General features: G+C 44.5%; 24 protein-coding genes. 15 read left to right on the top strand and 9 right to left on the bottom strand.

Annotated features, from left to right (window positions below; all coding sequences use genetic code 11):
- The 5 genes from L2755_RS15520 to hemG (L2755_RS15500) all read left to right on the top strand — a co-directional run bounded on the left by L2755_RS15520 (position 1) and on the right by hemG (L2755_RS15500) (position 5485).
- Complete coding sequence (locus L2755_RS15520) at positions 1-1173, top strand: hypothetical protein (RefSeq protein ID WP_248981589.1); 1173 nt, start codon at positions 1-3, stop codon at positions 1171-1173.
- A 125-nt stretch (positions 1174-1298) separates the two neighbouring features.
- Complete coding sequence (gene pepQ / locus L2755_RS15515) at positions 1299-2621, top strand: Xaa-Pro dipeptidase (RefSeq protein ID WP_248981588.1); 1323 nt, start codon at positions 1299-1301, stop codon at positions 2619-2621.
- Between the two features lie 57 nt (positions 2622-2678).
- On the top strand, positions 2679-3290 hold the full coding sequence (locus L2755_RS15510) for a YigZ family protein (RefSeq protein ID WP_248981587.1): 612 nt from the start codon (positions 2679-2681) through the stop codon (positions 3288-3290).
- 101 nt (positions 3291-3391) lie between these two features.
- Positions 3392-4849: a TrkH family potassium uptake protein gene (locus L2755_RS15505; protein WP_248981586.1), complete on the top strand. Its 1458-nt coding sequence runs from the start codon at positions 3392-3394 to the stop codon at positions 4847-4849.
- 108 nt (positions 4850-4957) lie between these two features.
- Positions 4958-5485: a menaquinone-dependent protoporphyrinogen IX dehydrogenase gene (gene hemG / locus L2755_RS15500; protein WP_248981585.1), complete on the top strand. Its 528-nt coding sequence runs from the start codon at positions 4958-4960 to the stop codon at positions 5483-5485.
- A 79-nt stretch (positions 5486-5564) separates the two neighbouring features.
- Here the strand turns inward: hemG (L2755_RS15500) and L2755_RS15495 are convergent, their stop codons facing one another.
- Positions 5565-5870 (bottom strand): ArsR/SmtB family transcription factor, encoded by a 306-nt coding sequence (locus tag L2755_RS15495; RefSeq protein WP_248981611.1) that lies wholly within the window; start codon positions 5868-5870, stop codon positions 5565-5567.
- 198 nt (positions 5871-6068) lie between these two features.
- Between L2755_RS15495 and hemG (L2755_RS15490) the strand changes: the two genes are divergently transcribed.
- Positions 6069-6611 (top strand): menaquinone-dependent protoporphyrinogen IX dehydrogenase, encoded by a 543-nt coding sequence (gene hemG / locus L2755_RS15490; protein WP_248981584.1) that lies wholly within the window; start codon positions 6069-6071, stop codon positions 6609-6611.
- Positions 6612-6688: 77 nt separating this feature from the next.
- On the opposite strand, the gene L2755_RS15485 is transcribed toward hemG (L2755_RS15490), so the two are convergent.
- Positions 6689-7564 (bottom strand): LysR family transcriptional regulator, encoded by an 876-nt coding sequence (locus L2755_RS15485; RefSeq protein ID WP_248981583.1) that lies wholly within the window; start codon positions 7562-7564, stop codon positions 6689-6691.
- A 109-nt stretch (positions 7565-7673) separates the two neighbouring features.
- Between L2755_RS15485 and L2755_RS15480 the strand changes: the two genes are divergently transcribed.
- The gene (locus tag L2755_RS15480; RefSeq protein ID WP_248981582.1) at positions 7674-8903 is read left to right on the top strand and encodes a serine hydrolase domain-containing protein; all 1230 of its coding nucleotides are present in this window, start codon (positions 7674-7676) and stop codon (positions 8901-8903) included.
- 69 nt (positions 8904-8972) lie between these two features.
- Here the strand turns inward: L2755_RS15480 and L2755_RS15475 are convergent, their stop codons facing one another.
- The 5 genes from L2755_RS15475 to def are packed head-to-tail and all read right to left on the bottom strand — an operon-like array spanning position 8973 to position 14629.
- Complete coding sequence (locus L2755_RS15475; protein WP_248981581.1) at positions 8973-10415, bottom strand: TrkH family potassium uptake protein; 1443 nt, start codon at positions 10413-10415, stop codon at positions 8973-8975.
- A gap of 28 nt (positions 10416-10443) precedes the next feature.
- Positions 10444-11853: a Trk system potassium transporter TrkA gene (gene trkA / locus L2755_RS15470; protein ID WP_248981580.1), complete on the bottom strand. Its 1410-nt coding sequence runs from the start codon at positions 11851-11853 to the stop codon at positions 10444-10446.
- Between the two features lie 7 nt (positions 11854-11860).
- Complete coding sequence (rsmB, locus tag L2755_RS15465; protein WP_248981610.1) at positions 11861-13141, bottom strand: 16S rRNA (cytosine(967)-C(5))-methyltransferase RsmB; 1281 nt, start codon at positions 13139-13141, stop codon at positions 11861-11863.
- Between the two features lie 5 nt (positions 13142-13146).
- On the bottom strand, positions 13147-14112 hold the full coding sequence (fmt, locus tag L2755_RS15460) for a methionyl-tRNA formyltransferase (protein WP_248981579.1): 966 nt from the start codon (positions 14110-14112) through the stop codon (positions 13147-13149).
- Positions 14113-14116: 4 nt separating this feature from the next.
- Positions 14117-14629, bottom strand: a complete 513-nt coding sequence (def, locus tag L2755_RS15455; protein ID WP_248981578.1) for a peptide deformylase — start codon at positions 14627-14629, stop codon at positions 14117-14119.
- A 135-nt stretch (positions 14630-14764) separates the two neighbouring features.
- Here def and L2755_RS15450 point away from each other — a divergent pair, with 135 nt between their 5' ends.
- The 3 genes from L2755_RS15450 to L2755_RS15440 all read left to right on the top strand — a co-directional run bounded on the left by L2755_RS15450 (position 14765) and on the right by L2755_RS15440 (position 17502).
- Positions 14765-15865: a LysM peptidoglycan-binding domain-containing protein gene (locus tag L2755_RS15450; protein WP_248981577.1), complete on the top strand. Its 1101-nt coding sequence runs from the start codon at positions 14765-14767 to the stop codon at positions 15863-15865.
- Between the two features lie 141 nt (positions 15866-16006).
- The gene (dprA, locus tag L2755_RS15445) at positions 16007-17026 is read left to right on the top strand and encodes a DNA-processing protein DprA (RefSeq protein WP_248981576.1); all 1020 of its coding nucleotides are present in this window, start codon (positions 16007-16009) and stop codon (positions 17024-17026) included.
- Between the two features lie 2 nt (positions 17027-17028).
- Positions 17029-17502, top strand: a complete 474-nt coding sequence (locus L2755_RS15440; protein WP_248981575.1) for a DUF494 family protein — start codon at positions 17029-17031, stop codon at positions 17500-17502.
- A 206-nt stretch (positions 17503-17708) separates the two neighbouring features.
- On the opposite strand, the gene L2755_RS15435 is transcribed toward L2755_RS15440, so the two are convergent.
- Entirely contained in the window at positions 17709-19481 is a 1773-nt protein-coding gene (locus L2755_RS15435; RefSeq protein ID WP_248981574.1) for a collagenase, read from the bottom strand.
- A 124-nt stretch (positions 19482-19605) separates the two neighbouring features.
- Between L2755_RS15435 and L2755_RS15430 the strand changes: the two genes are divergently transcribed.
- The 5 genes from L2755_RS15430 to L2755_RS15410 all read left to right on the top strand — a co-directional run bounded on the left by L2755_RS15430 (position 19606) and on the right by L2755_RS15410 (position 23065).
- Positions 19606-20169 (top strand): DNA topoisomerase family protein, encoded by a 564-nt coding sequence (locus L2755_RS15430; protein ID WP_248981573.1) that lies wholly within the window; start codon positions 19606-19608, stop codon positions 20167-20169.
- A 105-nt stretch (positions 20170-20274) separates the two neighbouring features.
- A complete protein-coding gene (tsaC, locus tag L2755_RS15425; protein ID WP_248981572.1) occupies positions 20275-20838 on the top strand; it encodes an L-threonylcarbamoyladenylate synthase type 1 TsaC in 564 nt (187 codons plus the stop codon).
- A gap of 12 nt (positions 20839-20850) precedes the next feature.
- Positions 20851-21765: an oxygen-dependent coproporphyrinogen oxidase gene (hemF, locus tag L2755_RS15420; protein WP_248981571.1), complete on the top strand. Its 915-nt coding sequence runs from the start codon at positions 20851-20853 to the stop codon at positions 21763-21765.
- A 194-nt stretch (positions 21766-21959) separates the two neighbouring features.
- The gene (gene aroE / locus L2755_RS15415) at positions 21960-22775 is read left to right on the top strand and encodes a shikimate dehydrogenase (RefSeq protein WP_248981570.1); all 816 of its coding nucleotides are present in this window, start codon (positions 21960-21962) and stop codon (positions 22773-22775) included.
- Between the two features lie 11 nt (positions 22776-22786).
- Positions 22787-23065: a DUF1488 family protein gene (locus L2755_RS15410; RefSeq protein WP_248981569.1), complete on the top strand. Its 279-nt coding sequence runs from the start codon at positions 22787-22789 to the stop codon at positions 23063-23065.
- A gap of 31 nt (positions 23066-23096) precedes the next feature.
- Here the strand turns inward: L2755_RS15410 and L2755_RS15405 are convergent, their stop codons facing one another.
- Positions 23097-23654: a gamma carbonic anhydrase family protein gene (locus L2755_RS15405; RefSeq protein WP_248981568.1), complete on the bottom strand. Its 558-nt coding sequence runs from the start codon at positions 23652-23654 to the stop codon at positions 23097-23099.
- Positions 23655-24039 lie beyond the last annotated feature (385 nt).

Genomic DNA, 24039 nt, shown 5'->3' with positions numbered 1-24039 from the left:
TTGCCGGCAAAACTGGTTGTAGGAATATTGCTTACCATGGGTTGTGCTAACGCCTTAGCACAGCCCCTAATCGATACGCTGAATATTGATCTTGCTGCAACCACTCGCTATTACTTTGAAGAGACTGCCAGCCCGCAAATTAATATTGATGACCTAGCGTATGGTGCGCGTGGAGAGATTCAAGCGGCTCATCGCTTTGGCCCTATCAAGCTTGATGGCAAGCTTTTTGCTCAATGGGACAGTGCCGACGACAACAGACGTTATACCGACATTCGACAAGCAAAGGTGTCAGGGCGCTGGGGTAACATCAGTGTCGCTGGTGGTATTGATACCTTCTTTTGGGGGGTGTCAGAGTCGATTAATTTAGTCAACGTCATTAACCAGTCTGACATTAGAGAAAGTCTCGATACTAAGGTAAAGCAAGGGCAGGTGTTTGCCTCACTGAGCTATCGATTGGATGCAGGGGAGCTAGGTGTTTATTTCATACCGACATTCACCGCACGCGATTTTCCACTGAGACCTGCTTATGGTTTGCCTATATCGGAGCAAAATACCTTCGAGGATAATAAGGAGGATGGCGGTATCGCGGCTAGAGGGCTGTTCTATATTGATGATGTTGAGTTTGCCATTGGCTACTTTAGCGGTACTCGACGAGACCCATTGTTGATCCCAAGTCAGCAGACCAAGCAGTTGATACCTTACTACATTCAAACCGAAAATCTGCTCTTTGACGCCGTCTATTTAACCGACTCACTCACTTACAAATGGGAGTTCAAAACGGGTCGAGAGCTCGAGCGTGGTTTTGTCGCAAGTAACATAGGTATTGAATATCCGTTATATGTGTTTGCAGACACAATACAAGATTTGGTGGTGATTACTGAGTATGTTTTTGATGACCGGGGCGAACGCGCCGAATCTCATGGGCAAAATGATCTGTTTATCGGCACTAAGTTTGAATTTGCTGAAAATGCCGCTCAGATAAGGTTGCTATACAGCTATGATTTTGATTATGCCAGTCAATACGCTGAGCTTAGTTGCCAATATCGATTGAGTGATTACTTGCGTATTAAGGCCAAGGTTATGGGGGTACTATCGGCAAGTCAGGATGATCGACGCTTATATGCCTTAAAAAATGAGGAGTTTGCTAAATTCAGCCTGCACTACGCCTTTTAATTCTGCATGAATATCATCCTTTTACGCTCGTGGCTCGCAGTAGTTGTCGTGCTGCGACAAATCTAGAGTTTTACCCCCCTTGTGATAGACTGAGCCAACGTCGATATAACAATAAGGTAACTCTCATGGAACAGTTAGCGCATCTTTATCGTGACCATATTAGCGAGTTAAATCGCCGCGTGGCCGATATCACTTCTCGTGAAAACTTGTCTGGCCTAGTGATCCATTCAGGCCAACCCCATCGACAGTTTTTAGATGACATGGACTATCCATTTAAGGTGAACCCTCACTTTAAAGCCTGGTTACCAGTAACCGATAATCCCAACTCCTGGTTAGTGGTTAATGGTCGAGATAAACCGACACTCATTTTTTATCGTCCTGTTGATTTCTGGCATAAAGTGGCAGATGAACCAACCGATTTTTGGGCTGAGTATGTAGATATTAAGTATCTAACCAAGGCCGATAAAGTGGCAGAGTTTTTGCCAAAAGATATCGTTGATTGGGCCTATATTGGCGAGCATCTAGATGTTGCTGACGTACTTGGGTTTAGCAGGCGTAATCCTGATTCAGTCTTAAGTTACCTTAACTACCATAGAGCCGATAAAACGGCCTATGAGTTAGCTTGTATGAGAAAGGCCAATAGCATTGCAGTCACCGGCCATCAAGCGGCAAAGACGGCTTTCTACAATGGTGCTAGCGAATTTGAAATTCTGCAGGTTTACCTCAGCGCGATTGCGCAAGGTGAAAACCAAGTGCCCTACAGCAGTATTGTAGCGCTAAATGAGAATGCGGCGATATTGCATTACACTGCGCTTGAGCAAACAACACCTGCCCATAGGCACTCTTTCTTGATTGATGCCGGCGCTAACTTTCATGGCTATGCCTCAGATATCACTCGAAGTTACGCATTTGAGAAAAACATTTTCGACGATCTCATTACTGCGATGGATAATATGCAGCTGCAGATCATTGCCATGATGAAACCAGGCGTTAATTACGCTGACTTGCATGTTGCAACTCACCATAAACTGGCACAAATACTGATTGATTTTGATGTCGTTTCAGGTGATGCCAACGGCTTGGTTGAGCAGGGGATCACCAGCGTGTTTTTCCCTCACGGGTTAGGACACATGCTTGGTTTACAGGTGCATGATATGGGGGGGTTCCTTGCCGATGAAAAGGGCACTCATGTTGCTTCACCCAAAGCCCATCCATTTTTACGCTGTACCCGCACTTTAGCTGAAAACCAAGTATTAACGATTGAGCCCGGTGTCTATATTATCGACTCCTTATTGGCTGAGTTGAAGCAAGATAAGCGTCAGCAGCAGATAAACTGGCACACCGTCGATATCTTGCGTCCATTTGGTGGCATACGCATTGAAGATAACGTGATAGTTCACAGTGACCGAACTGAAAATATGACCCGAAACTTTGGGCTTAATCGCTAAATATATGAGCTATTTTAGTGCAGTACTTACCCTGAAAAATAAAATGAGTCGCTTATTTTGAGTGAGAGTTATCTCATCCCTGCAGCCGAACTATTGATTGAAGAAGAGATAAAAAATAGCCGCTTTATCTCTTGCATCTTTCATTGTCAATCAGCTATAGCGTTTAAGTGTGTACTTACTAACCTGAAGGCTGAATACCCCGGTGCTAACCATTATTGTTATGCATTTGTGGCTGGCGCACCGGATGATAGTATCAATATAGGCTCTAGCGATGACGGAGAACCATCAGGCAGTGCGGGGCGACCTATGTTAGCGTCGCTACAAGGCTCTAATATTGGTGAGATCGGTGCTGTGGTTATCCGTTATTTTGGCGGCACTAAATTAGGTGTGGGTGGACTGGTTCGGGCTTATAGTTCGGGGCTTAAAAAAGGGCTGCCTCAACTAGAGACTCAGCTAAAACAGATCCGATACCCTGGGTTTTTGGTGTGTGGCTATCATCAGCTTAAAGACGTCGAACATCTTTTTTCACTGTTTGATGTTGTTATTGAAGACAAAGCCTTTACCGAGCAAATCAGTATTCAATTTGCTATCCCCAAACGCTTTAAAAAGGATTTGAACCAAGAGCTGGCAACCATTAGCCAAGGGCTGTTAGTCGCAGTCTATGAGTAAACTCAATCGGATTACGATTACTATAAGTAAATCGGTTGTGAACATTATAACGAAGTATGCGAAAATGCATTTGAGTAAAAATGTGCTAGCAATGGGATCCAATGCAATATAGAACAATAATAAGAATAACAGGCCTACTGATGGGGTTGTTTTCCATGTCTTTACTTCCGCCAGCCCTTGTTGCTGTTATCTATAAAGATGGCGGCGGCATGGCGTTTATTCAGGCGTTTGTTTTGTGTCTCATACTTGGGTTTACGCTTTGGTATCCTAACCGTCGTCATCGTAAAGATCTGCGTACCCGAGAGGGGTTTCTGTTAGTTGTCCTCTTCTGGGTGGTACTTGGCTCCATTGGTGCCGTGCCGTTCATTTTCTCCGGCCAACCCTCTCTTAGTCTTACCGATAGTTTTTTTGAATCTTTCTCTGCACTAACGACAACGGGTGCCACCGTTATTGTTGGGTTAGACAGCCTCCCCAAAGCGATACTTTTTTATCGACACCTACTGCAGTGGCTAGGTGGAATGGGGATTATTGTATTAGCCGTCGCCATTTTACCTGTGCTTGGCGTGGGGGGAATGCAGCTATATCGCGCTGAAACGCCAGGGCCGGTTAAAGACAGTAAGATGACGCCGAGAATTGCAGAAACGGCTAAGGCGCTTTGGTATATCTATTTAGCCCTAACGGTAGCCTGTGCCGTCGCTTATTGGGCTGCTGGTATGGATGTATTTGATGCCATATGTCATTCGTTTTCAACAATTGCGATAGGCGGGTTCTCCACTCACGATGCCAGTATGGGTTATTTTGATAGTCCTGCGATAAATATGGTTTGTGTGGTCTTTTTGCTCATTGCAGCACTGAATTTCAGCCTGCATTTTGCCGCTTTTTCTCGCCGGAGGATCAACCTTAAAGTCTATTTCAAAGATGCTGAATTTAAAGTGTTGATTGTGATTCAATTGGCGTTAACAACGATCTGTTTTTTGACTCTGTACCAATCTGGTATTTATGACTCTGCTGAAGAAACGCTAGATTATGCGCTTTTCCAGGCCGTATCGGTGTCCACTACCGCTGGTTTTGGCACTGAAAGCTTTCATTCGTGGCCACTGTTTTTACCTATTCTGTTGATTTTCTCGAGCTTCATCGGTGGCAGTGGTGGTTCTACTGCTGGTGGTATTAAGGTGATGAGGGTTATCTTACTGCTGTTACAAGGCTCACGTGAGCTGAAGCGATTGGTACATCCTCGTGGTATGTTTTCAATTCGAATTAGTGGTAAAGCGCTGCCGGATCGGGTTATCGATGCTGTGTGGGGATTTTTCTCTGCCTACGCCTTGGTATTTGTGGTGTGTATGCTCATTTTAATGGGGATGGGCATGGATGCGATTACGGCATTTAGTGCGACCGCGGCATGCCTAAACAATTTGGGTCCAGGCTTAGGAGAGGTTGCCAGTAACTACGCCAGCATCGGCGATGGCGAGAAATGGGTGTTGTTATTTGCGATGCTATTTGGTCGCTTAGAGGTCTTTACCTTATTAATCTTGTTTACACCGACTTTTTGGAAAAACTAAAAAAAGTACAGCATGACATTGATTGCTAAGCTAGCTTTAATCATTCAGCATTACATTAAAGTCGTGGGCCCTTGGCCATAATTTGAATCAGAAAATAGTAGGACGTTAATGAGCAATACACTAGTTATCTATTCGACAGTTGATGGTCAAACCAAAGCGATTTGTGAACAGGTTAAAAATATTAATCAGCAGTTCGGCGCGACGGTAACGCTGGCATCGTTAGATGAAGCTGAAAGTATTGGCCTGGCTCAATTCGACAAGATCTTAGTTGCTGCTAGTATTCGATATGGTAAGCATAGGCCAGAGCTGTACCAGTTTATTAATCGTCACCATGCTGTATTGAGTGCGAAGACAAATGCCTTTTTATCGGTGAATGTGGTGGCGAGAAAACCCGAGAAAAACACCCCAGAAACTAACCCATATATGAAAAAGTTTCTGGCACTTTCATTGTGGCAGCCGCAACAACTCGGGGTGTTTGCCGGTAAAATTGATTACCCTAAATATCGATTATTCGATAAGACAATGATCCGTTTTATTATGTGGATGACAAAAGGGCCAACGGATACCAGCGGTACATTTGAATTTACTAATTGGACTCAAGTCGATGAGTTTGCCCGTAGCTTTGCAGAGCGGTAATGATTATCGACGCCAGCCTTGGTTATGACGGACAAAAAAGCCTGCTATTGAGCAGGCTTTTTTATGTCGAAGAGCAAGCTTAAGCGCAATATTTACGATGTAGTATCGAGATGACTTCGGTAACTTGCTCGTTCTTTAGCGTGTAAAACACCACTTGTGAGCTTTTACGAGTAGCGACTAAGTCTTCAGAACGTAATACGGCTAAATGTTGTGATAATGCTGATTGGCTTAGTGGTACCGTTTCATTTAACTCGGTCACGCTTAACTCTTTATCTAGGAGTAAACATAAAATCATTAACCGGTATGGGTTTGCAATTGCTTTTAGCCATTTTGCAGCACACTGGGCATTAGTTACCATTGCACTTACATCGATTTCTTGTTGCATACGGTTACTCACTTGATAGCCTTTAATTAGTTTATTCTAATTGAGATGGAGTTATAAAACAATATACCTATGCAGTGTAAGGATCTCAATTTTTGATGTTGATAATATGAGCTGTGCCTAATTTGTGATCCATTCTTCTGTTAAATCGTTAGTTTACTGTAACAATGAAATCAATATGAAATCTTCCAAGTTGGAATAATGAATAAATCAGTATTGGTACTTTACTACTCTCGTGGCGGTCATACTGCTAGGATTAGTCGCGCGATTGCCGACCGTATCGTTAGCGAAGGGCATCAGTGCGACATGATGCATATTAATGAAGCTAAGGCCGAAGGGGTAGATTGGTCTAAATATGATGCAGTCGCACTTGGTGCTTGCGTGCTTTACGGCTCATATCATAAGTCGGTGTTTGATTTTGTTACAGAACATCAAGCAGCATTTTCAGCGAAACCTGCCAGCTTCTTCAGCGTTAACGTGGTAGCCCGCAACCCAGAGAAACGTGTGCCTGAAAATAATAAGTACCTGCAGAAATTTATTGAGCTTTCACCTTGGAAACCACTCGATGTAAAGGTGATTGCGGGTAAAGTTGATTATCCATCATGGCGCTGGTATGACCGTTTAATGATCCAATTTATTATGAAAATGACCAAGGGTCCAACCGATCCAAAGGCTGTCATTGATTACACGGATTGGGAAGATGTGAACGTTTACGCAGACCATTTGGTTAAGCTAACTAAATAGTGTCGCTAGCGTTTAAGTCGAATTAAATAACAGCCGCATGTGATGCGGCTTTTTTGTTCTGCGGGGTCAACGTTAACTCATTCCCGAATGAATAGATCACTCAGTTGGTCAGAAATAAATTGTTCTATTTCTGTGATAGCACGTCCTTTTGGCCAGATTACATCATATTGAGAGGTAAAGTCAGTTGCTGCAAATTCAGCATTAAAGCGTGTGATCCCCTCTGGCATAGGTTGCTCTGGGTAATTGGCTAGAAAAGCCCAGCCAATGTTCGCTCTAACCGCTTCTAATTGTGCTTCGAACCCTTGGCATTCCCATGTGTCGAACGCGACTTTTGCAGTTGTATAGCTACCTTTAGCCAATGAACGTTGTAAGATTTGTGTTGAGTGCATCATCTCATCGGTACTAATGACTGCTTTTCTAGCAAATGGATGGCGTTCACCACAAACCAAGTAATAATCCGCCTTGCCTATCGCTTTATACTCATAAATATTCGACTGCCCTTCGAGCGTTAATGACAATGCTAAGTCTAATTGTTCTTGTTCTATTAATTGAAACAGCCGCTGTGAAGGTTCTCTTAGAATGTTGAGTTTTAATAAAGGATATTTCCTACGAATTTTTATCAATAAGCCCATTAACGGGCTTATTGGCAGATCTTCATCTAAACCGAGCGTTATTAGCAAGGGTAACCCCGCAGACAGGTTTAATGCATTTCTATCAAACCTGGCACAGCTCTCAACGACTAATTTTGCACTGTCATAGAGCGCGAGTCCTTGCTGAGTTATCTCAGGGTACTTGCCGACACGATCAAACAAGGTTACAGCGAGTTCATCTTCTAGTCGTGCAATGTTTCCGCTTATCGTTGCCTGATGCTTGCCAAGCAACCTTGCTGCAGCGCTAAACGAGCCCGCATCTGCCGCCGCAATAAAGCTACGAAGTAACTCGGGACTGCTCATCTATTACCTATAGGTTCAACCAATGGAATCTACATATTAGTATATATTTCACCAATGCATAATGTCCGTGTTCTAAATTGAATTAACTTTAATCCCACGGAGATTCGGCATGAAAAAATCACTGGTTGTATTTACCTTAGTAACGTTATCGTTTGGTGCTGTAGCCGATAGTGCATTTGGGCCAAGTGAAGATCTGCAAAAATTCTATCAGGCATTTGATACTAAAAATATTCCTCTAAGCAAGATGCAGAGTTGGCCATATTACAAATATGTCAGCATGAATATGCAAGACTTTGTCGCTTATGGTGTTGTTGACATTCCAGCTGCGAAGCTGTCTGCGAAGCTCACATATTCTGATCAGGTTTTTGATTTAAACCAAGAGTTTAAAAATGGTCAGAGTCTAATTGAGAATTTAGTTGCTACACAGACCAAAGGGTTTGTGGTTATGAAAGGTAACACCTTGTTGGTTGAGTTTTACGACAATGGTTATAACCGAGGAATGACAAACAACTTGCAATCGGCTTCCAAAACATACGCTGGTGTGGTGATAGGTAAACTTGTGGATCAAGGATTGATTGACCTAGATAAAACCGCTGAATCTTACCTAGCTGCATTAAAGGGAAGTGTGATTGGGGAAGCCACAATCCAAGAAATAGCCAATATGGCCAGTGGGATAGAGGCGTTGGGTGATTACCATACACCTGGCTCAAATGGGTATGAGTGGGAGCTTGAGATTGGTTTACAGACAAATGGTACTCCTCAAGGCCATTTGAATGCCATTAAAGGGGCCAAGGCAAGCGACGCTCCAAGGGGAGAACGGTGGGAGTATAGCGATCAAAACACCGATACTCTCGGGCTTATTGCTGAAAAAGTGACAGGAAGAGCAATGCCGGAGCTACTTGCTGAGATAGCAAATGAAGCGGGCTACCAAGATAAGTCTTCTATCGCTAAAACTTCCGATGGCACTACATCACCGTCTTTTGGTATTAATGTCAGCGCTATCGACTATGCGTTATTTCACCAATACATTGCCGAAGGTAAAGCAGGTAAAGCTTTTTACGAAATGGCAATGGATGTCAAAAATGACAATCTTGCTGCTAACCCCGCGGGTCAATTCCTCGCAAATGGCGCTGGAAAGGTGACTTATGGTATGCAAACTTATTACATACCAGAAGAGAATGTTCTAATGAGTATTGGATCATTCGGACAGCTAGGGTTTAGCGATTTATCGACAGGGGTTTCAGTGATTAACCAGCAAGATTGGTCAATTAATATGGATAGCGACAAAGCGATAGACGTGATTGAACGCTCGATTAAAGTGATTAAAGCGCTACGTTAATTCAATTTTTTTAAAAGCCGCATTTGATGCGGCTTTTAATGTATTGAATAAGTCCTGTCCAGAGATGCGTTAGTACTTCCAGAAGCTGGGGTGGAACAACACCGCGACGGTTAAGATCTCCAGCCGTCCTAGTAACATCCCAATCGAAAGTGCCCATTTGGCCGTATCGGGTAGCGTAGCGAAATTGCCCGCGGGTCCAATCGTCTGCCCGAGCCCTGGCCCAACGTTAGTCACAGCAGTAATTGCACCGGTAAAACTGGTGACAGGATCTAACCCTGTCAGCACTAATACGATAGATAAGCCCACTATGACCAGGGTAAAGAGCAGGATAAAAGTGACCAGTGAACGCACAATGTCGTCTCTGATAATGCGGTTGTTATAGCGCTCTTTAAACACACCGTTAGGATGAAATTGTTGCTTGAGCTGCTCACGCATTATCACGCCAGCAATTTGGAAACGGAAAATCTTAATGCCTCCAGATGTCGACCCAGAACAGCTACCAACAAACATTAGAAATAGGAATACGATATTTGCAACGGCGCCCCAAGCGGAGTAATCCGTTAAGCCATATCCCGTGGTTGTCACGACTGAGACAACGTTAAAGCTGGCTAGACGTAAGGCATCAATAGGGTCTATCTCTCGGCTGCTCCATAACCAAAATGCCACTGATGAAGACACTAAAATGATAAATGTTAAAAAGCCTTTTACCTGAGCGTCATTCCAGACCTTTAGGGACTTCTGCTGCACCATATAGACAAACATCAGTAGAGGTAGACCACCAGCAAGCATAAAGGTAATACCAACCCAGTGTGCTTGATTAGAAAACGCAGCCATTGAGTTGTCTGAGGTGGAATAGCCGCCGGTTGAAAGGGTTGTCATGGCGTGGTTGATGGCCTGAAACCAATTCATACCGCTGTTGTGGTAAGCCAGAAAACACAAAAAAGTGAGTAGGGCGTAAACAATAAATAGGCTCATTGCCATATGTTGGGTGCGGGGAGTTGCCTTGTCGCCCCAATCTGAAGATTCTGTTCTAAACAGCCGCATGCCACCGACGTTTAGAAATGGCAGTACGGCAACGGCCATCACAATAAATCCAATACCACCGAGCCATTGTAATAATGAGCGCCATATCAGAATACTATGATCCATGCTGTCGAGACCTGACAGTACTGTTGAGCCTGTGGTCGTGATCCCCGACATGGTCTCAAAAAAAGCATCGGTGTAATTAATGCCGTGATACAAGGTGAAGGGGAGTGCGGCAAATAAGCTAACAATGAACCAGGTAAGGCTGGTTAGCAGGAACATGTCCCGTATGTTGAGGTGTAGTTTTTGAGATTGACCTTGGTGCATACAAAAGCTGGCTGCGGTACCTGCAACTAATGATGAAATCATAAATGCACCGACGGTCTCCTCACCGTAGTAAAGTGCAAATGCACCGGGGATTAACATAAACGCCGTTAGCGTTGACAGGAAAACCCCCAATATAAACAGCAGAGGCCGATAGTTCAGCATGGTGTTGCGTTAAGCTCCGAGAACACGTTTAAAAGAAGAAGGCACTTGGTTGGAATAGTTTTTCTACTTCACCGATAAACTTCTTGTTTACTAAGAATAGAATGACATGGTCACCTTGCTCAATAACCGTTTTGTCATGTGCCATCAAGACCTCTTCATCTCTGACAATTGCACCGATAGTGGTGCCAGGGGGTAATTTAATATCGCTTATTTTCTTACCAACAACTTTGGAGGTGTTTTTATCGCCGTGGGCAATGGCTTCAATGGCTTCAGCGGCGCCACGTCGAAGTGAATATACGTTACAAATGTCGCCTTGGCGGATATGGGTCAATAAAGCTGAGATGGTGGCTTGTTGTGGGGAGATCGCGATATCAATATTAGCCTCTTGCACAATATCAACATAGGCTTCTCGTTGAATAAGCACCATCACTTTTTTGGCACCCATACGTTTAGCAAGCAGTGCGGCCATAATATTGGCTTCATCGTCATTGGTGACCGCAATAAATACGTCAGTTTGGTCTATGTGCTCTTCGAGTAGTAACTCTTGATCTGAGGCGTCACCACAAAATACCGTGGTCTTTTCGAGTTTTTCTGACAACTCTTCAGCGCGCTCTTGCCTGTGTTCGATCAGTTTCACCGAGTGGTTGCGTTGCAGTCGTTTTGCTAAGCCAAGACCAATATTACCGCCGCCGGCAATCATAATGTTGCGATATGAGTTATCGAGTTTTTGCATTTCACTCATGACTGCACGGATATGGCGACTATCGGCCACAAAGAAGACTTCGTCATCAGCTTCAATAATGGTGGTGCCACGCGGCATGATCGATCGGCCTTGCCTAAAGATTGCTGCAACCCGGGTATCAATATTGGGCATGTGCTCTCGCAGCGCAGCTAAAGCATTACCCACAAGAGGGCCGCCATAATAGGCTCGAACGGCAACCAGGCTTAATCTGCCTTCAGCGAACTCAAGTACCTGCAATGCACCAGGGTATTCAACTAAACGACCAATGTAGGCGGTGACGAGTTGTTCTGGCGCAATGAGTTCATCAATAATAAAACCGCCTCGAGGGCGATTTTCTGAATGCTTGGTTTCGCTATCAATAAACAACTTGTCGCGCAGGTTCAGATACTGCTCAGAACGAATTCGGGCAATTTTAGTTGGGGTGCCAAAAAGCGAATAGGCAATTTGGCAAGCGGCCATATTACACTCATCACTGTTGGTGACGGCAATAAGCATATCGGCGTCTTCTGCCCCGGCTTCCTTTAATACATCTGGGTGAGCACCGTGACCCACTATCACGCGTAAATCGTACTTATCTTGCAAGGTACGTAAGCGCGTTTTGTCGGTGTCTACAATGGTGATATCGTTATTTTCACCCACTAAGTTCTCGGCCAATGTGCCGCCAACCTGTCCTGCACCCAAAATGATAATTTTCATTGCCGTACTAATCCTTCACTAGGCGAGCGTAATAAAAGCCATCCATGTTTTCTTGCCCAGGAACAATTTGCCAACCCACATCTTCGGGATTCGCTTGTTGCTCAATAGGTATCAAGGTCGCGTCTGCTGTTCTTTGTAAGAAGGCACTGACCTGATCTTTGTTCTCTTGCGGCAAAATAGAACATGTAGCATACAAGAGTGTGCCACCTGGTTTTAACCACTTCCAGCAATGATCAACTATTTGTGACTGCAATGCCGCCAACTCTTCAATATCATTGTTTTTTCTGAGCCATTTGATATCGGGATGACGACGGATGACACCCGTTGCCGAGCAAGGTGCATCTAATAAGATGCGATCAAACTTGTCACCTTGCCACCAAGAATCAATATCAGCGGCATCACCATGAATTAATTCTGCTTTTAGTGACAGTCTGTCTAGGTTTTGTTGCACGCGTTCGAGTCGTTTAGCGTCATTATCAACCGCAACCAATTGGATCTCAGGCGCAAGCTCTAATAGGTGACAGGTTTTACCGCCGGGTGCTGCGCAGGCATCGAGAATCAGTTCGTTGTCTTGTGGTGCGAGTAATGTCGCAGCCCATTGTGCTGCGCCATCTTGTACTGAGGCCGAACCCGTCTCAAAGCCGGGAAGCTGCATGACATCTCGCGGGCTGGCCAATAAAATCGCGTCATCACTGCTGCCAGCTGTCGCCTCAACTTCAATTTCGGCTAATGCACTTAGATAGGCGTCACGGGTTTGTGATTGCTGATTGTTACGCAACCACATCGGGGGGCGTTGATGGCTTTGTTCAATGATCTCTTGCCAGTTTTCAGGGTAGGCGTCTTTGAGGCGCTTAATGATCCATGCTGGCGTGTTATACGCTAGCGTGTCGTTATCGGTGGCTAATGGTTTCTCTTGGCGCTGAATGGTGCGCAATACCCCATTGACGACTTTAACCATACCCTCGAATTTTAACTGGCGACAGGCTTCTGCAGTTTCAGATATCGCCGCATGACTTGGTATGCGGGTGAAGTAAAGCTGATAACAGCCAACTAGCAGCAGTTGATGCACAATACGCTGCTTGCCCTTGAGAGGCTTACTCATACAGTCACTCACTTGCTTATCAAGTTGTGGCAAGTGACGCATTACACCGTAGCAAAGTTCGGCCAAAAGGCCTTTGTCTTTACCACTTTCAAGGTGTCGCTGCTGATCGGGCAGGGCAACTGAGAGTGATATTCCTTTTTCAAGAACCTGAAATACCACTTTTGCGGCTAGCGCTCGTAAATTCATTGCCATTAGGTTTGGTCGTCCATTGCGTTAGCGAATAGGGTGCCTGGAGTAAACCAGTCTGCTCGAGAGTTGAGAATGTCAGCCACACTTAATGGCTTTTTGCCAGGCAGTTGCATACTGGTAATGGTTAATACCCCATCTCCAGTTGCGATACTAATACCGGTTTTATCTGCAGAAATAACGGTGCCGGGCGCTGCGGTGCTAGTACTAGTACTTACATGACTTTGCCAGACTTTAAGAGTGTTGCCTTCATGCTGATAGTGGCTCACTGGCCAAGGGTTAAAGGCTCTTATTTCACGCCAGAGTGCTTCTGCCGATTTTGTCCAATCTAAGCGCGCTTCCTCTTTCGAAAGCTTATGAGCATAATTTGCTAAGCTTTCATCCTGCTTTTCAGCGGGTAGGCGATCTTCAGCAATGGCAGCCAATGCCTCAATAAGTGCACTTGGGCCTTGTTTGGCCAGTTTCTCATAAAGAGTGGCAGAGGTATCTTCATCTTCAATGGTGAGCTTAGTTTTGAGCAGCATATCACCGGTATCCAAGCCGATATCCATCTGCATTATAGTCACACCAGTTTCAGCGTCTCCTGCCCACAACGCGCGTTGAATAGGAGCTGCGCCACGCCAGCGAGGTAATATTGAACCATGTACGTTAATACAGCCTAAGCGCGGAGTATCAAGCACCACTTTAGGTAAAATTAAGCCGTAGGCAACAACAACCATGATGTCGGCGTTGAGGGCTGCAAGTTCTTGCTGCGCCGTTTCATCACGCAAAGATTTAGGTTGTAGCACTGGAATGTCATTTTCGAGTGCTAATGCCTTTACTGGGCTCGATTGCAGTTTTTTACCTCGACCAGCAGGGCGGTCGGGTTGAGTGTATACCGCGACAACATTATGCTGAGATTCGATTAGTGCTTGGAGATGGCGGGCGGCAAAGTCTGGCGTACCTGCAAAAATGACATTTAATGGTTTCAAAAATTTATCCTTGTTTCGCATCGAATCGAGCTTCTTTTTCTAGCTTTTGCTTAATACGTTGACGTTTTAATGGTGATAGATAGTCAACAAATAGTTTGCCTACCAAATGGTCGAGTTCATGTTGCAAACAAATGGAAAACAATCCATCAGCTTCTAACGTAAATTCATTACCGTCGCGGTCACACGCTTTGATGGTGACAAACTCTGCTCGATCGACTTTAGCGTATATTCCTGGAACAGACAGGCAGCCCTCTTCATTACAAAAATCACCGCTTTTGGCAATGATTTCTAAGTTAATGAACACTTTTGGTCGTTCCACTTCATCTTGTAAGTCGATAACGATGAGCTGATGATGAAAATTAACTTGGGTTGCAGCTAGGCCAATCCCCTTCTCTTCATACATTGTTTCGAACATATCATCGATTTGCGTCTGCAGTGCAGGGTTAAACTCTGTTATTGGCTTGGCAATCGTGCGTAATCTTTCATCTGGAAAACGTAAAACTTTTAGTAAACTCATACCTAAACTCTTAACAAGTCTGTCAAATCTAAGTCAGTTGGTTATACTGGCTTTGGCTAATGGCTCAATTTTAGTCCTTAGCGGCATTCAATAACAGCAAAAGCTCTACTTATAATTTAATAATGAGCAAATAGCATGGATACCCTGATGAAACGGTTACTATTACTTGCTTCACTTATATTTGGTTGCACGTTCGTTTTCGCTGACACACTGACACTTAAATCTGGCCATCCAGAGTCTTACGTTGTCAAAAAAGGCGATACTCTTTGGGATATTTCAGCTTTTTTCCTAAAAGATCCTTGGCGATGGCCTAAACTGTGGGGCGCAAACCCACAAGTGGCTAATCCGCACCTTATTTATCCCGGTGACAGACTGACCTTGGTATTTATTGATGGTGAGCCACGCTTAGTGGTAAAACCTCATTTAAGTAAGAGTCCAGCTGGGCGTATATCACCGAAGAACAGCGCAATTCCTGTTATTGATTTATCGCTTATCCAGTCCTATTTACTGCAAAATAGAGTGGTTGATGCGCAGTGGTTTGAACAGCAGCCGATGATTATGGGCGGCGAAAGCGAATCTCGACATCATATCGTGTCAGATATTGTCTATGTGCAAGGCGAGCTTACCGTTGGTGATAAGTTTGGCGTATATAGCAGCGGGCGTGAGTTTTCTAATGTGGAGGGTGTAGCGCTCGGATTAGAGGTGGTTTTAACGGCAAGTGGTCGAGTCGTTGAGTCAGGTCCGGTTTCGAAAGTTGAGCTGTTAAGTAGTTTGCGTGAAACAAAAGCAGGTTACCGCGTCCTACCAATTGAAGATGATTCACTAATGTCAGCCTACTTCCAGCCGAAGGCAGCAGAAATAACTGCAGCAACGACGGTGTTGGCTTCTGGTCAAGATATTCGAGAGATGGGTAAGTTTGATGTGGTTTATCTTGATCGTGGCGATAGTGACGGTATTGAAACGGGACATGTGTTCTCTATTTTTAAAGAGGGCGATGTCGTCGTTATCGATGGTGATGGTCAGCCGGTACAGCCTAATGACCGTAACCGTTACGAGAAAATATTGGCTAGTATTTCGACGGCTAGTGCGACACAAATGCCCGATCTTTACCGTGGAAAGTTAATGGTCTTTAAAGTATTTGAAAAGGTCAGTCTAGGGATTATTCTGGTCAATGAAAGGCCTGTTCGGGTGGCCGATAAGCTCACCATTCCCGATTCGCTGATAGCCAGCGAATAGTCTAGAGTTAATCTCAGTGCAGCGATAATGCTGCGCTGAAATTACTGAGGACATGCTATTAATGAAAAGCTGGTCGATTGGCTAATTGTTTCTACAGTATCCGGGCTAGGACCCGCTCGGATTAAACAATTAATAAACTACATGGATGTGGAAGAGTTAAGGCAAAGGTTAACCCATGAACCCGATGCATTACCTTTACCTGAATCGCTACTCAATGCTAATTTAGCCCCCGATTACTCCTTAGTTGATGCTGCACTCGAATGGCAGCAACAAAGTGAGTTCAACCACCTCGTGTGTTTGAGTGATCCTCTCTATCCGCCACTACTCAAACAGATTAACGATCCGCCAGCAATCCTTTTTATAAAAGGCAATATAACCAGCTTGATGCGCCCGAGCATCGCCATTGTGGGCAGTCGTAATGCAACGCCAGGTGGATTGAAGATGGCTTATTCGTTGTCTTCGCAATTGGCTGCTCATCACCTTTCGATTGTTAGCGGTATGGCGCTAGGGATAGATGGGGCGGCACATCAGGCTGCTATTGATAACAGCGGCACCAGCATCGCAGTTCTCGGTACTGGGGCAGAAGTTATTTACCCCAAAAGGCATCGAAGTATTTATCATGATATTCAAAACGATGGCTGTGTTATAAGTGAGTTTTGGCCCCTTGTTAAGCCCTATTCTGGTAATTTTCCGAAACGAAACCGTATTATTAGCGGTCTAACTATAGGTACACTAGTAGTAGAAGCTAGCTTGAAAAGTGGCTCTTTAATTAGTGCTCGATTAGCCAATGAGCAGGGGCGCGAAGTGTTTGCTATGCCAGGGAGTGTATTGAGTGGTCAAAGCGAAGGCTGTCATCAGCTTTTACGTGAAGGGGCCAAATTAGTGGAGTCGGCCGGCGATATTTTAGAAGAAGTTGCGGTTTTATCCGGCTTCCACCTTGAAGAAGTGAAGGCCTGCCACCATATAGGGGGAGAGATAGTCTCTGATTTGCCATTTGCTTCGCTGTTAGCTAGTGTAAGTTATGAAACCACAACGATTGATGATGTGGTTGAACATAGTGGAAAAGCCATAGAGCTAGTATTGGAGCAGTTACTTGAGCTTGAATTACAAGGTTGGGTTACTGCTGTCCCCGGTGGTTATGTAAGACTTAAGAGGAGCTAGCCATGTTTGATATCCTCATGTATCTATTTGAAAACTATGTGCATAGTGAAGCTGAGTTTTTAGTCGATGAAGACGAACTCACAAAAGAGCTAACGCGAGCTGGATTTCACCAGTCAGAGATAATTAAAGCTTTGACCTGGTTAGAAGGCTTAGCGGAGTTGCAGGAGGCGGGAACACCTTACCTTTGCAATCATGATCAACAGTCTTTCCGTATTTATACTAAAGATGAGATAAATAAAATTGATGTGGAAAGCCGAGGTTTTCTGCTGTTTCTAGAGCAAATTAAAGTGCTTAGTGTAGAAACCCGTGAGATGGTTATCGATCGTATCATGGAGTTAGACGAAACGACGTTAAATTTGGATGATCTTAAATGGGTTATCTTAATGGTGTTATTTAATGCACCAGGTCATGAATTGGCCTATGAGCAGATGGAAGATCTCATCTTTGAGCAGCCAGATGGTCGATTGCACTCATAATAGTGTTACCCAATAGCGTTACAAGAAAGGAGGCTGAAGCCTCCTTTCTTGTGTCTGCAACACTTATGTCAATTTGCCATGGATGGATACAAATTGACTTTGTACATGGATGTATCCCCGGGCGCAGGGATAGCGTTAGAGGGGAGTTGTGTGCGAAACATTTATGCCACAACACATAGATGTATGCTTGTGGCTTCCTTAATTGATTAGAATGTTAAGTGATTTTCACCGTGAGCTAGGTGCTGTGGTTGCAAATAGTCGCGGTAATCATATCGCCCTTGCTTGTGTAGTCTTGGCTTTACTTCCTCTTCGTTATCATCAAACTCGGCTACTTGAGTGTCTAACCATTTAGCAAATTGCGCTTGATGTTGAGTTAGAGAGGCCATGACTTGCTCGTAACCTTCGAAGTAATCGGTTTTCAGATATTTGCTCAGCTGTACAACATCTGCATGGTGGTTCTCAGCTAGAAAACGAATAGCCATGTAACTCCATTTGTAAGTTCTATCTTGGCCGTCTTTATATTCGGTGGCAAAGATCTCTTCTAATGTCGGCGCTTCCGCTATATCACGCTTTATTACGCGAAGGGCTGAGGGGTTGTTATCACCTTTAGATATGTACTCTGCTAAACCTTCAGACCACCACACCATCTTGCTAGGAAAATGCCCGAAGCCGCCATACTTTACAAAGTGACCATCTAAATAGTGCACATATTCATGGTTCAAATTCCAAATCGCAAAATCAGGTTCTATCCACCATTGGCGATAGGCAAAGAAAGTGGCTTGGTTACCGGGCTTTGATGGGGTTCCTTCGATATACATGCCACCGTTATCGGTTTGGATGTCGAATACTAACTGTCCATAATAGTGGTACTGGCTCCAGTTTTTGAAAGCCACCACTCTTAGCGCATCATTGTTATCGTTGGCAGTCGCCTGTTGTTTCGTTTCCAGCAACTGGTGAAAACGTGACTCTTGAGAGGTGAGCTTAGTACAGCTCTCAGCTAGTTCTTGCTGGTTAAGATCTTGCGCTAAGATAAATAATGAGTCGGAGCAATGATGCTCTATTGGAAGCGCTTCTTGAAGATCGGGGCTGCGGCATATATCGCTATTTTCCTGGCAACGCTCTTGCGCGGCAAAGGTATTAACATGGTAGCCCTTGCTGTAAGCATCTTTGGCACTATCTCCGCGTATGGCGACATCTTGCCTAGCAATAGTTGCTACTGCCTCATCGGCGGCAAGTTCAAGATCTGTTGCTTCGCCATCTTCTGATGATGGTAGTGCAAGCCGGTAAAGTGCTAAAGCCCAGTATGCGTTAGTTCTTGGCCAGTCTTTTTCAGCACGAATACTGGCTGAGCTGGCAGCAAATGCAACCAAAGGCTCATTGAGTTGTGCGGATAGCAAAGCGGCATTAAGCTCACCATCGATATCTTTGCGACTGACACTAAACAAAAAGCCATAGGCTTTTAATGTTTCAAGCAGGGCGTAGTCGTTTGACTGTTGGCTAGCGGTGTTTGCTAGTTGAGCAAGTTGAGTGTTTAACTGCGGTAGTAAAGGTGCGAGCTGCGCTGCACGTTCATTACTTGAGAAGTAGCGATAAATAGTTACCGCATACTGCTCTTGCAAGCGTGGTTGATTATTTAATCGATTAGAATTAGCAAGTTGCTCAAGTGCAGCAGATAAGCCACTGTAGTCTGCTTCTTCTAGCTTATCCGTTGGGCCGTAGTAACTAAATGCACGGAAGTAATACAACAGCTTGTCAACGCTAATAATATCTTCTGAGGTGGCCAAAGCAGCGCTTGCCTGTTGAAAGTGTGCAACGGTTAGCAGTGGGCTCGCAGCATCAAATAATGCATCTTCTGAAGTTGTTGATATTTGTTGTATTAACTCGGGGTTAAGCGGGGCATTGTTGGTAGTTGAACAACCAGATATTGAACCTGATAGGGCAGCGATAATGGTTAACGCTATTTTGGTTTTTGTATTCATCAATCACACCTCTTTGTTTTTTGAATACAATATATCACTGCTTTTTATGAAAACCTATTAGATGAATACAAAAGTCACGCTAATACTTGGTAGAATAGCGTTATATTGATGAACCGAGATAATCATGGCTAAAATCGATCAGCAACTGTTTACAACACATGAGCATGCATTAGAGAAAGAGTATGAACTCTGCCCTAAGTGTGGCTGTGAGCTGTCAGTTAGGCACAGTAAACACGGAGGGTTTATTGGATGTAACAATTATCCTAGCTGTGACTACACTCGGCCGTTAGTACAGCACGAGTCAATCGAAACTCAAGTGATTGAAGGCTCATCCTGTCCTGAGTGTGCCAGTGAGTTGGCTGTTAAGTCAGGCAGGTTCGGCATCTTTATTGGGTGCACCAATTATCCTCAATGCCGTCATATTGAAAAACACGACCAAGCAGACGCTGAAGATGAAATCGATTGTCCCAAATGTAAAACGGGGCATGTTGAGCATCGAACCAGTCGCTTTGGTAAATCCTTCTATGCTTGCAGTGGTTATCCAAAGTGTAAGTTCTTAGTGAATTACCCACCGGTAGCTGAAGCTTGCCCTGATTGCGGTTTTGGCATTTTAGTTGAACGTAAAGGGGCGGCAGGAATGCGTTTAGAATGCCCTGAAAAAGCGTGCAAATATAAACGACCAGTCTAAGCAACCACTCTAAATGACCATATTACCTTCCACTAATGTCGGTTTTGAGTGATCATAACGACATTGCACGGTACAGCTTAATGTAAGTAAGGGTTAGGGAGATCGATGTTACAAGTATTGCCAGCTGAAATGGCCGAAGTTATCGAGAAAGGGGGCGTTGTAGCCTATCCAACTGAGGCTGTTTATGGTCTGGGTTGCGATCCTGATAATGACGAAGCTATTAAGCAATTGCTGCAAATTAAGCAACGGCCTTGGCAAAAAGGATTAATACTCGTAGCGGGTGACTATCAGCAACTACTCCCCTATATAGATGAATCAGAGCTTAGCGCTGAGCAGCTGGCATTTGTTCACAGTAAGTGGCCAGGTCCTTTTACCTTTATCATGCCGATTAAGCCTGGGTTGTCCAAATTATTGAGTGGCACTTTTGACTCTATCGCTGTGCGAGTGACCTCACATGTCGGTGTAAAAGCACTATGTGCGGCAATCAATAAACCCATTGTTTCAACCAGTGCAAATTTATCAGGACAGGAGCCTGCATTATCACCTTCAGCTGTCCTACAGCAGTTTGAAGGGATTATTGCTGGGTTAGTAGTAGGAGAGCTAGGCAGTCAGGCGGCTCCTTCTACTATTGTCGATGCCAAGAGTGGCAACATTATAAGAAAAGGTTAACCAAGGAAAAGTATGAGCACACCAGATTCTGCAGCAGTAAAAGCTTTCTTACTCGATCTTCAAACTCGAATTTGTAATGGACTCCAAACGCTAGATGGCTCTGCACAATTTGTAGAGGACTCCTGGAAGCGTGAAGAGGGGGGCGGCGGACAGAGTCGCGTATTGACCAATGGTGCGGTATTCGAACAAGCCGGCGTTAACTTTTCCCATGTCACAGGGGCGTCTATGCCTGCTTCTGCAACAGCGCATCGTCCTGAGCTCGCTGGGCGTAGTTTTGAGGCGATGGGAGTTTCACTGGTTATCCACCCTAAAAATCCGCATATACCAACGACTCATGCCAATGTACGTTTCTTTATCGCTCATAAAGAGGGCGCTGATCCCGTATGGTGGTTTGGTGGTGGTTTTGATTTGACTCCTTATTACCCTTATTTAGACGATGTTGTAGAGTGGCACCAAAATGCCAAGTCATTGTGTGAATCTTTTGGCGAGGAGGTATATCCAAAGTATAAGCAATGGTGTGATGAGTATTTCTGGTTGCCACATCGCAATGAGACTCGTGGTGTTGGCGGTTTATTCTTTGATGATCTTAATGAAGAGGGCTTCGATAAGAGCTTTGCCTTTATGCAAGCAGTGGGGAATGGCTTTATAACCGCTTATGCGCCAATTGTTGAGCGTCGCAAAGATACTGCATATGGCGAACATGAGCGTCAATTCCAGCTATATCGCCGTGGTCGTTATGTAGAATTTAACCTCGTTTATGACCGTGGTACTTTGTTTGGATTACAAACGGGTGGCCGTACCGAGTCTATATTGATGTCGATGCCACCACTGGTGCGTTGGGAATACGCTTATACCCCAGAGGTGGGCAGTCCAGAAGCTGCTTTATATAGCGATTATCTTAAGCCAAGAGAATGGTTAAGCGCATAGACTACAGGTACGTCATCTAAGTGAACCAGTCTCGTCAGCTCCAAAGGGCGTTACTGGCTTCTCATCTGATCCGCAAGGATTGCTGTTGTAGCAATACACGTACTGAAAATAACTGTGACAGAATAGATTGCTCGCAGCTAAATCCGCGGTAAACTCATTTTATATTAAGTTTAGCGAGTAACAGAGTGTTTATCATGACGGACAGATACGCAGTATTTGGCAATCCTATCGGGCATAGTAAGTCACCAAAAATCCATGGGATGTTTGCTGCTGAAACAGCACAACTATTACGCTATGAAGCTATTTTAGCGCCGGTGGATGCATTTGAAGCTAGCTTTCGTACCTTTGTTGCTAATCAAGGTTTGGGCGCAAATGTTACCGTGCCCTTCAAAGAACAAGCTTTTACACTATGTGATGAATTAAGCGAGCAAGCGCAACTAGCGGGTGCCGTGAATACATTATCTGTCCTAAGTGACGGCAGAGTTCGGGGTGATAATACCGACGGGCTGGGTCTGGTTGCTGACTTACAACGACAATTCGGTAGCCTTAAAGGTTTAAATATTTTGCTCGTTGGTGCTGGTGGTGCGGCAAGAGGTAGTGTATTGCCATTATTACAAGCAGACATCGCCAAGCTGACGATTGTTAATCGCACCCAATCTAAAGCTGAAGCATTAGTGGGGATATTCAGTCAGTACGGCAATGTCAGCACATTACCTATGGAGCATACAGAGCAAAGCTATGACGTGATCATTAACTCAACATCCTCAAGCTTAAGCGGTGATGTACCTAATATAAGTCCCCAAACGATAGGTGAAGACACCGTTTGCTACGATATGATGTATGGCAAAGAGCAAACAAGCTTTAATACCTGGGCATTAGCTCATGGCGCTAAGCAAGCCGTTGATGGCTTGGGTATGCTGGTAGGGCAGGCAGCGCAGAGTTTTTTGATATGGCGTAACGTTAAGCCAGGCGTTGACACTGTTTTATCGCAGTTACGATCAGAGCTTTAATCGAGAGTGAAATGAATCAAAGTATATTGTTTCCAGATTTACAAGACTGGGATCCGCAATCCCAGAGCGTAATTTTCCCAGTTCAAGTACAAGGTAGCAATATAGAGTGCCGTATTGGGATCGCCAAATTGGCTCAACTATCCCTGACTCCGATTAATACCGAGCAACGAGATATAGCGAGTTGGGCGTTGGCTCTGTTTGATGAGTATCGTTTTGATATAGAAGATGAGGTAGAGCAGCTCGTCGAACAGGAGTCATTCGATGAGCTTGGAAGAGTGCTACTGATATAGCACTCTTATAAAGCTATCTAGCAAAGGTGCTTTATTCGCCTTCTTGCAAATATTCATTTTTAAGTCTGACATAGTTGTCTGCAGACTGAGGTAAGAAGGCAAGCTCTGCTTCGGTAAGAGGCCTAGCTTGTTTTGCTGGACTGCCTACATATAGATAACCACTCTTTAATACTTTATTGGGTGGAACCAAAGAACCCGCACCCAAGATCACGTCATCTTCCAACACTGCCCCGTCAAGAATGATAGCGCCCATGCCTACCAAGATACGGTTACCGACTTTACAGCCGTGCAGCATCGCTTTATGACCAACGGTTACGTCATCACCGATAATTAATGGCTGCCCTTCGGGTAAAGAAGGAGATTTGCGAGTGACGTGTAATACGCTGCCGTCTTGAATGTTGGTTCTCTTACCAATATAGATATGATTAACATCACCACGGGCAGCGACCAAAGGCCAAACACTCGAATCATCGTCTAAGGTGATATCACCCACTAGAACGCATGCTTCATCGATATAAACATCATTTTTAAGCTGTGGCACTATTCCTTTATATGAACGTAGTGACTTGTTGTTTTGCGAGCTAGTCATCTCAAAATCCTTAAAGTGGCTGTTTTTAGCATTATAAAGCGTAAAAAGTAGCTAGTCAGGGTGTTTTGTGGTCAAACAGTAACAAAACAACACTTTTATTAGCAAACCCTCTTGTGCTCTATCAGGATTTCCCTATAATGCGCATCCACTGACACGGCACAGCAGGCCAACTAACTTACCGCAAGGTTAGATAGTACGGGACTTGCAGCAGTGTTAGAGAGTTAAATTTCTCACGAGATTTGATTCAGGTGACAAGCGCTTTAAGGGCTTCGGGTTTGCTTCTTTTCACGAGAGTGATTAAGAAATCATCGCTTGAAAAACTTATTAAAATAAGCCCTTGACGCCGACACTGGAGAGTGTAGAATACGCCTCCTCAAGCCAACGA

Source organism: Shewanella abyssi (assembly GCF_023284025.1).
Lineage (GTDB): Bacteria > Pseudomonadota > Gammaproteobacteria > Enterobacterales > Shewanellaceae > Shewanella > Shewanella abyssi.
The sequence above is the reverse complement of the archived record's forward strand: the minus strand, read 5'-3'. Positions and strand labels throughout refer to the sequence as shown.

Excerpts from the sequence above, each read along its gene's own strand:
- pepQ (WP_248981588.1), top strand. The coding sequence starts at position 1,299 with ATGGAACAGTTAGCGCATCTTTATCGTGACCATATTAGCGAGTTAAAT.
- L2755_RS15505 (WP_248981586.1), top strand. The coding sequence starts at position 3,392 with ATGCAATATAGAACAATAATAAGAATAACAGGCCTACTGATGGGGTTG.
- hemG (WP_248981585.1), top strand. The coding sequence starts at position 4,958 with ATGAGCAATACACTAGTTATCTATTCGACAGTTGATGGTCAAACCAAA.
- L2755_RS15495 (WP_248981611.1), bottom strand. The coding sequence starts at position 5,870 with ATGCAACAAGAAATCGATGTAAGTGCAATGGTAACTAATGCCCAGTGT.
- hemG (WP_248981584.1), top strand. The coding sequence starts at position 6,069 with ATGAATAAATCAGTATTGGTACTTTACTACTCTCGTGGCGGTCATACT.
- L2755_RS15485 (WP_248981583.1), bottom strand. The coding sequence starts at position 7,564 with ATGAGCAGTCCCGAGTTACTTCGTAGCTTTATTGCGGCGGCAGATGCG.
- L2755_RS15480 (WP_248981582.1), top strand. The coding sequence starts at position 7,674 with ATGAAAAAATCACTGGTTGTATTTACCTTAGTAACGTTATCGTTTGGT.
- L2755_RS15475 (WP_248981581.1), bottom strand. The coding sequence starts at position 10,415 with ATGCTGAACTATCGGCCTCTGCTGTTTATATTGGGGGTTTTCCTGTCA.
- trkA (WP_248981580.1), bottom strand. The coding sequence starts at position 11,853 with ATGAAAATTATCATTTTGGGTGCAGGACAGGTTGGCGGCACATTGGCC.
- rsmB (WP_248981610.1), bottom strand. The coding sequence starts at position 13,141 with ATGAATTTACGAGCGCTAGCCGCAAAAGTGGTATTTCAGGTTCTTGAA.
- def (WP_248981578.1), bottom strand. The coding sequence starts at position 14,629 with ATGAGTTTACTAAAAGTTTTACGTTTTCCAGATGAAAGATTACGCACG.
- L2755_RS15450 (WP_248981577.1), top strand. The coding sequence starts at position 14,765 with ATGGATACCCTGATGAAACGGTTACTATTACTTGCTTCACTTATATTT.
- dprA (WP_248981576.1), top strand. The coding sequence starts at position 16,007 with ATGGATGTGGAAGAGTTAAGGCAAAGGTTAACCCATGAACCCGATGCA.
- L2755_RS15440 (WP_248981575.1), top strand. The coding sequence starts at position 17,029 with ATGTTTGATATCCTCATGTATCTATTTGAAAACTATGTGCATAGTGAA.
- L2755_RS15435 (WP_248981574.1), bottom strand. The coding sequence starts at position 19,481 with ATGAATACAAAAACCAAAATAGCGTTAACCATTATCGCTGCCCTATCA.
- L2755_RS15430 (WP_248981573.1), top strand. The coding sequence starts at position 19,606 with ATGGCTAAAATCGATCAGCAACTGTTTACAACACATGAGCATGCATTA.
- tsaC (WP_248981572.1), top strand. The coding sequence starts at position 20,275 with ATGTTACAAGTATTGCCAGCTGAAATGGCCGAAGTTATCGAGAAAGGG.
- hemF (WP_248981571.1), top strand. The coding sequence starts at position 20,851 with ATGAGCACACCAGATTCTGCAGCAGTAAAAGCTTTCTTACTCGATCTT.
- aroE (WP_248981570.1), top strand. The coding sequence starts at position 21,960 with ATGACGGACAGATACGCAGTATTTGGCAATCCTATCGGGCATAGTAAG.
- L2755_RS15410 (WP_248981569.1), top strand. The coding sequence starts at position 22,787 with ATGAATCAAAGTATATTGTTTCCAGATTTACAAGACTGGGATCCGCAA.
- L2755_RS15405 (WP_248981568.1), bottom strand. The coding sequence starts at position 23,654 with ATGACTAGCTCGCAAAACAACAAGTCACTACGTTCATATAAAGGAATA.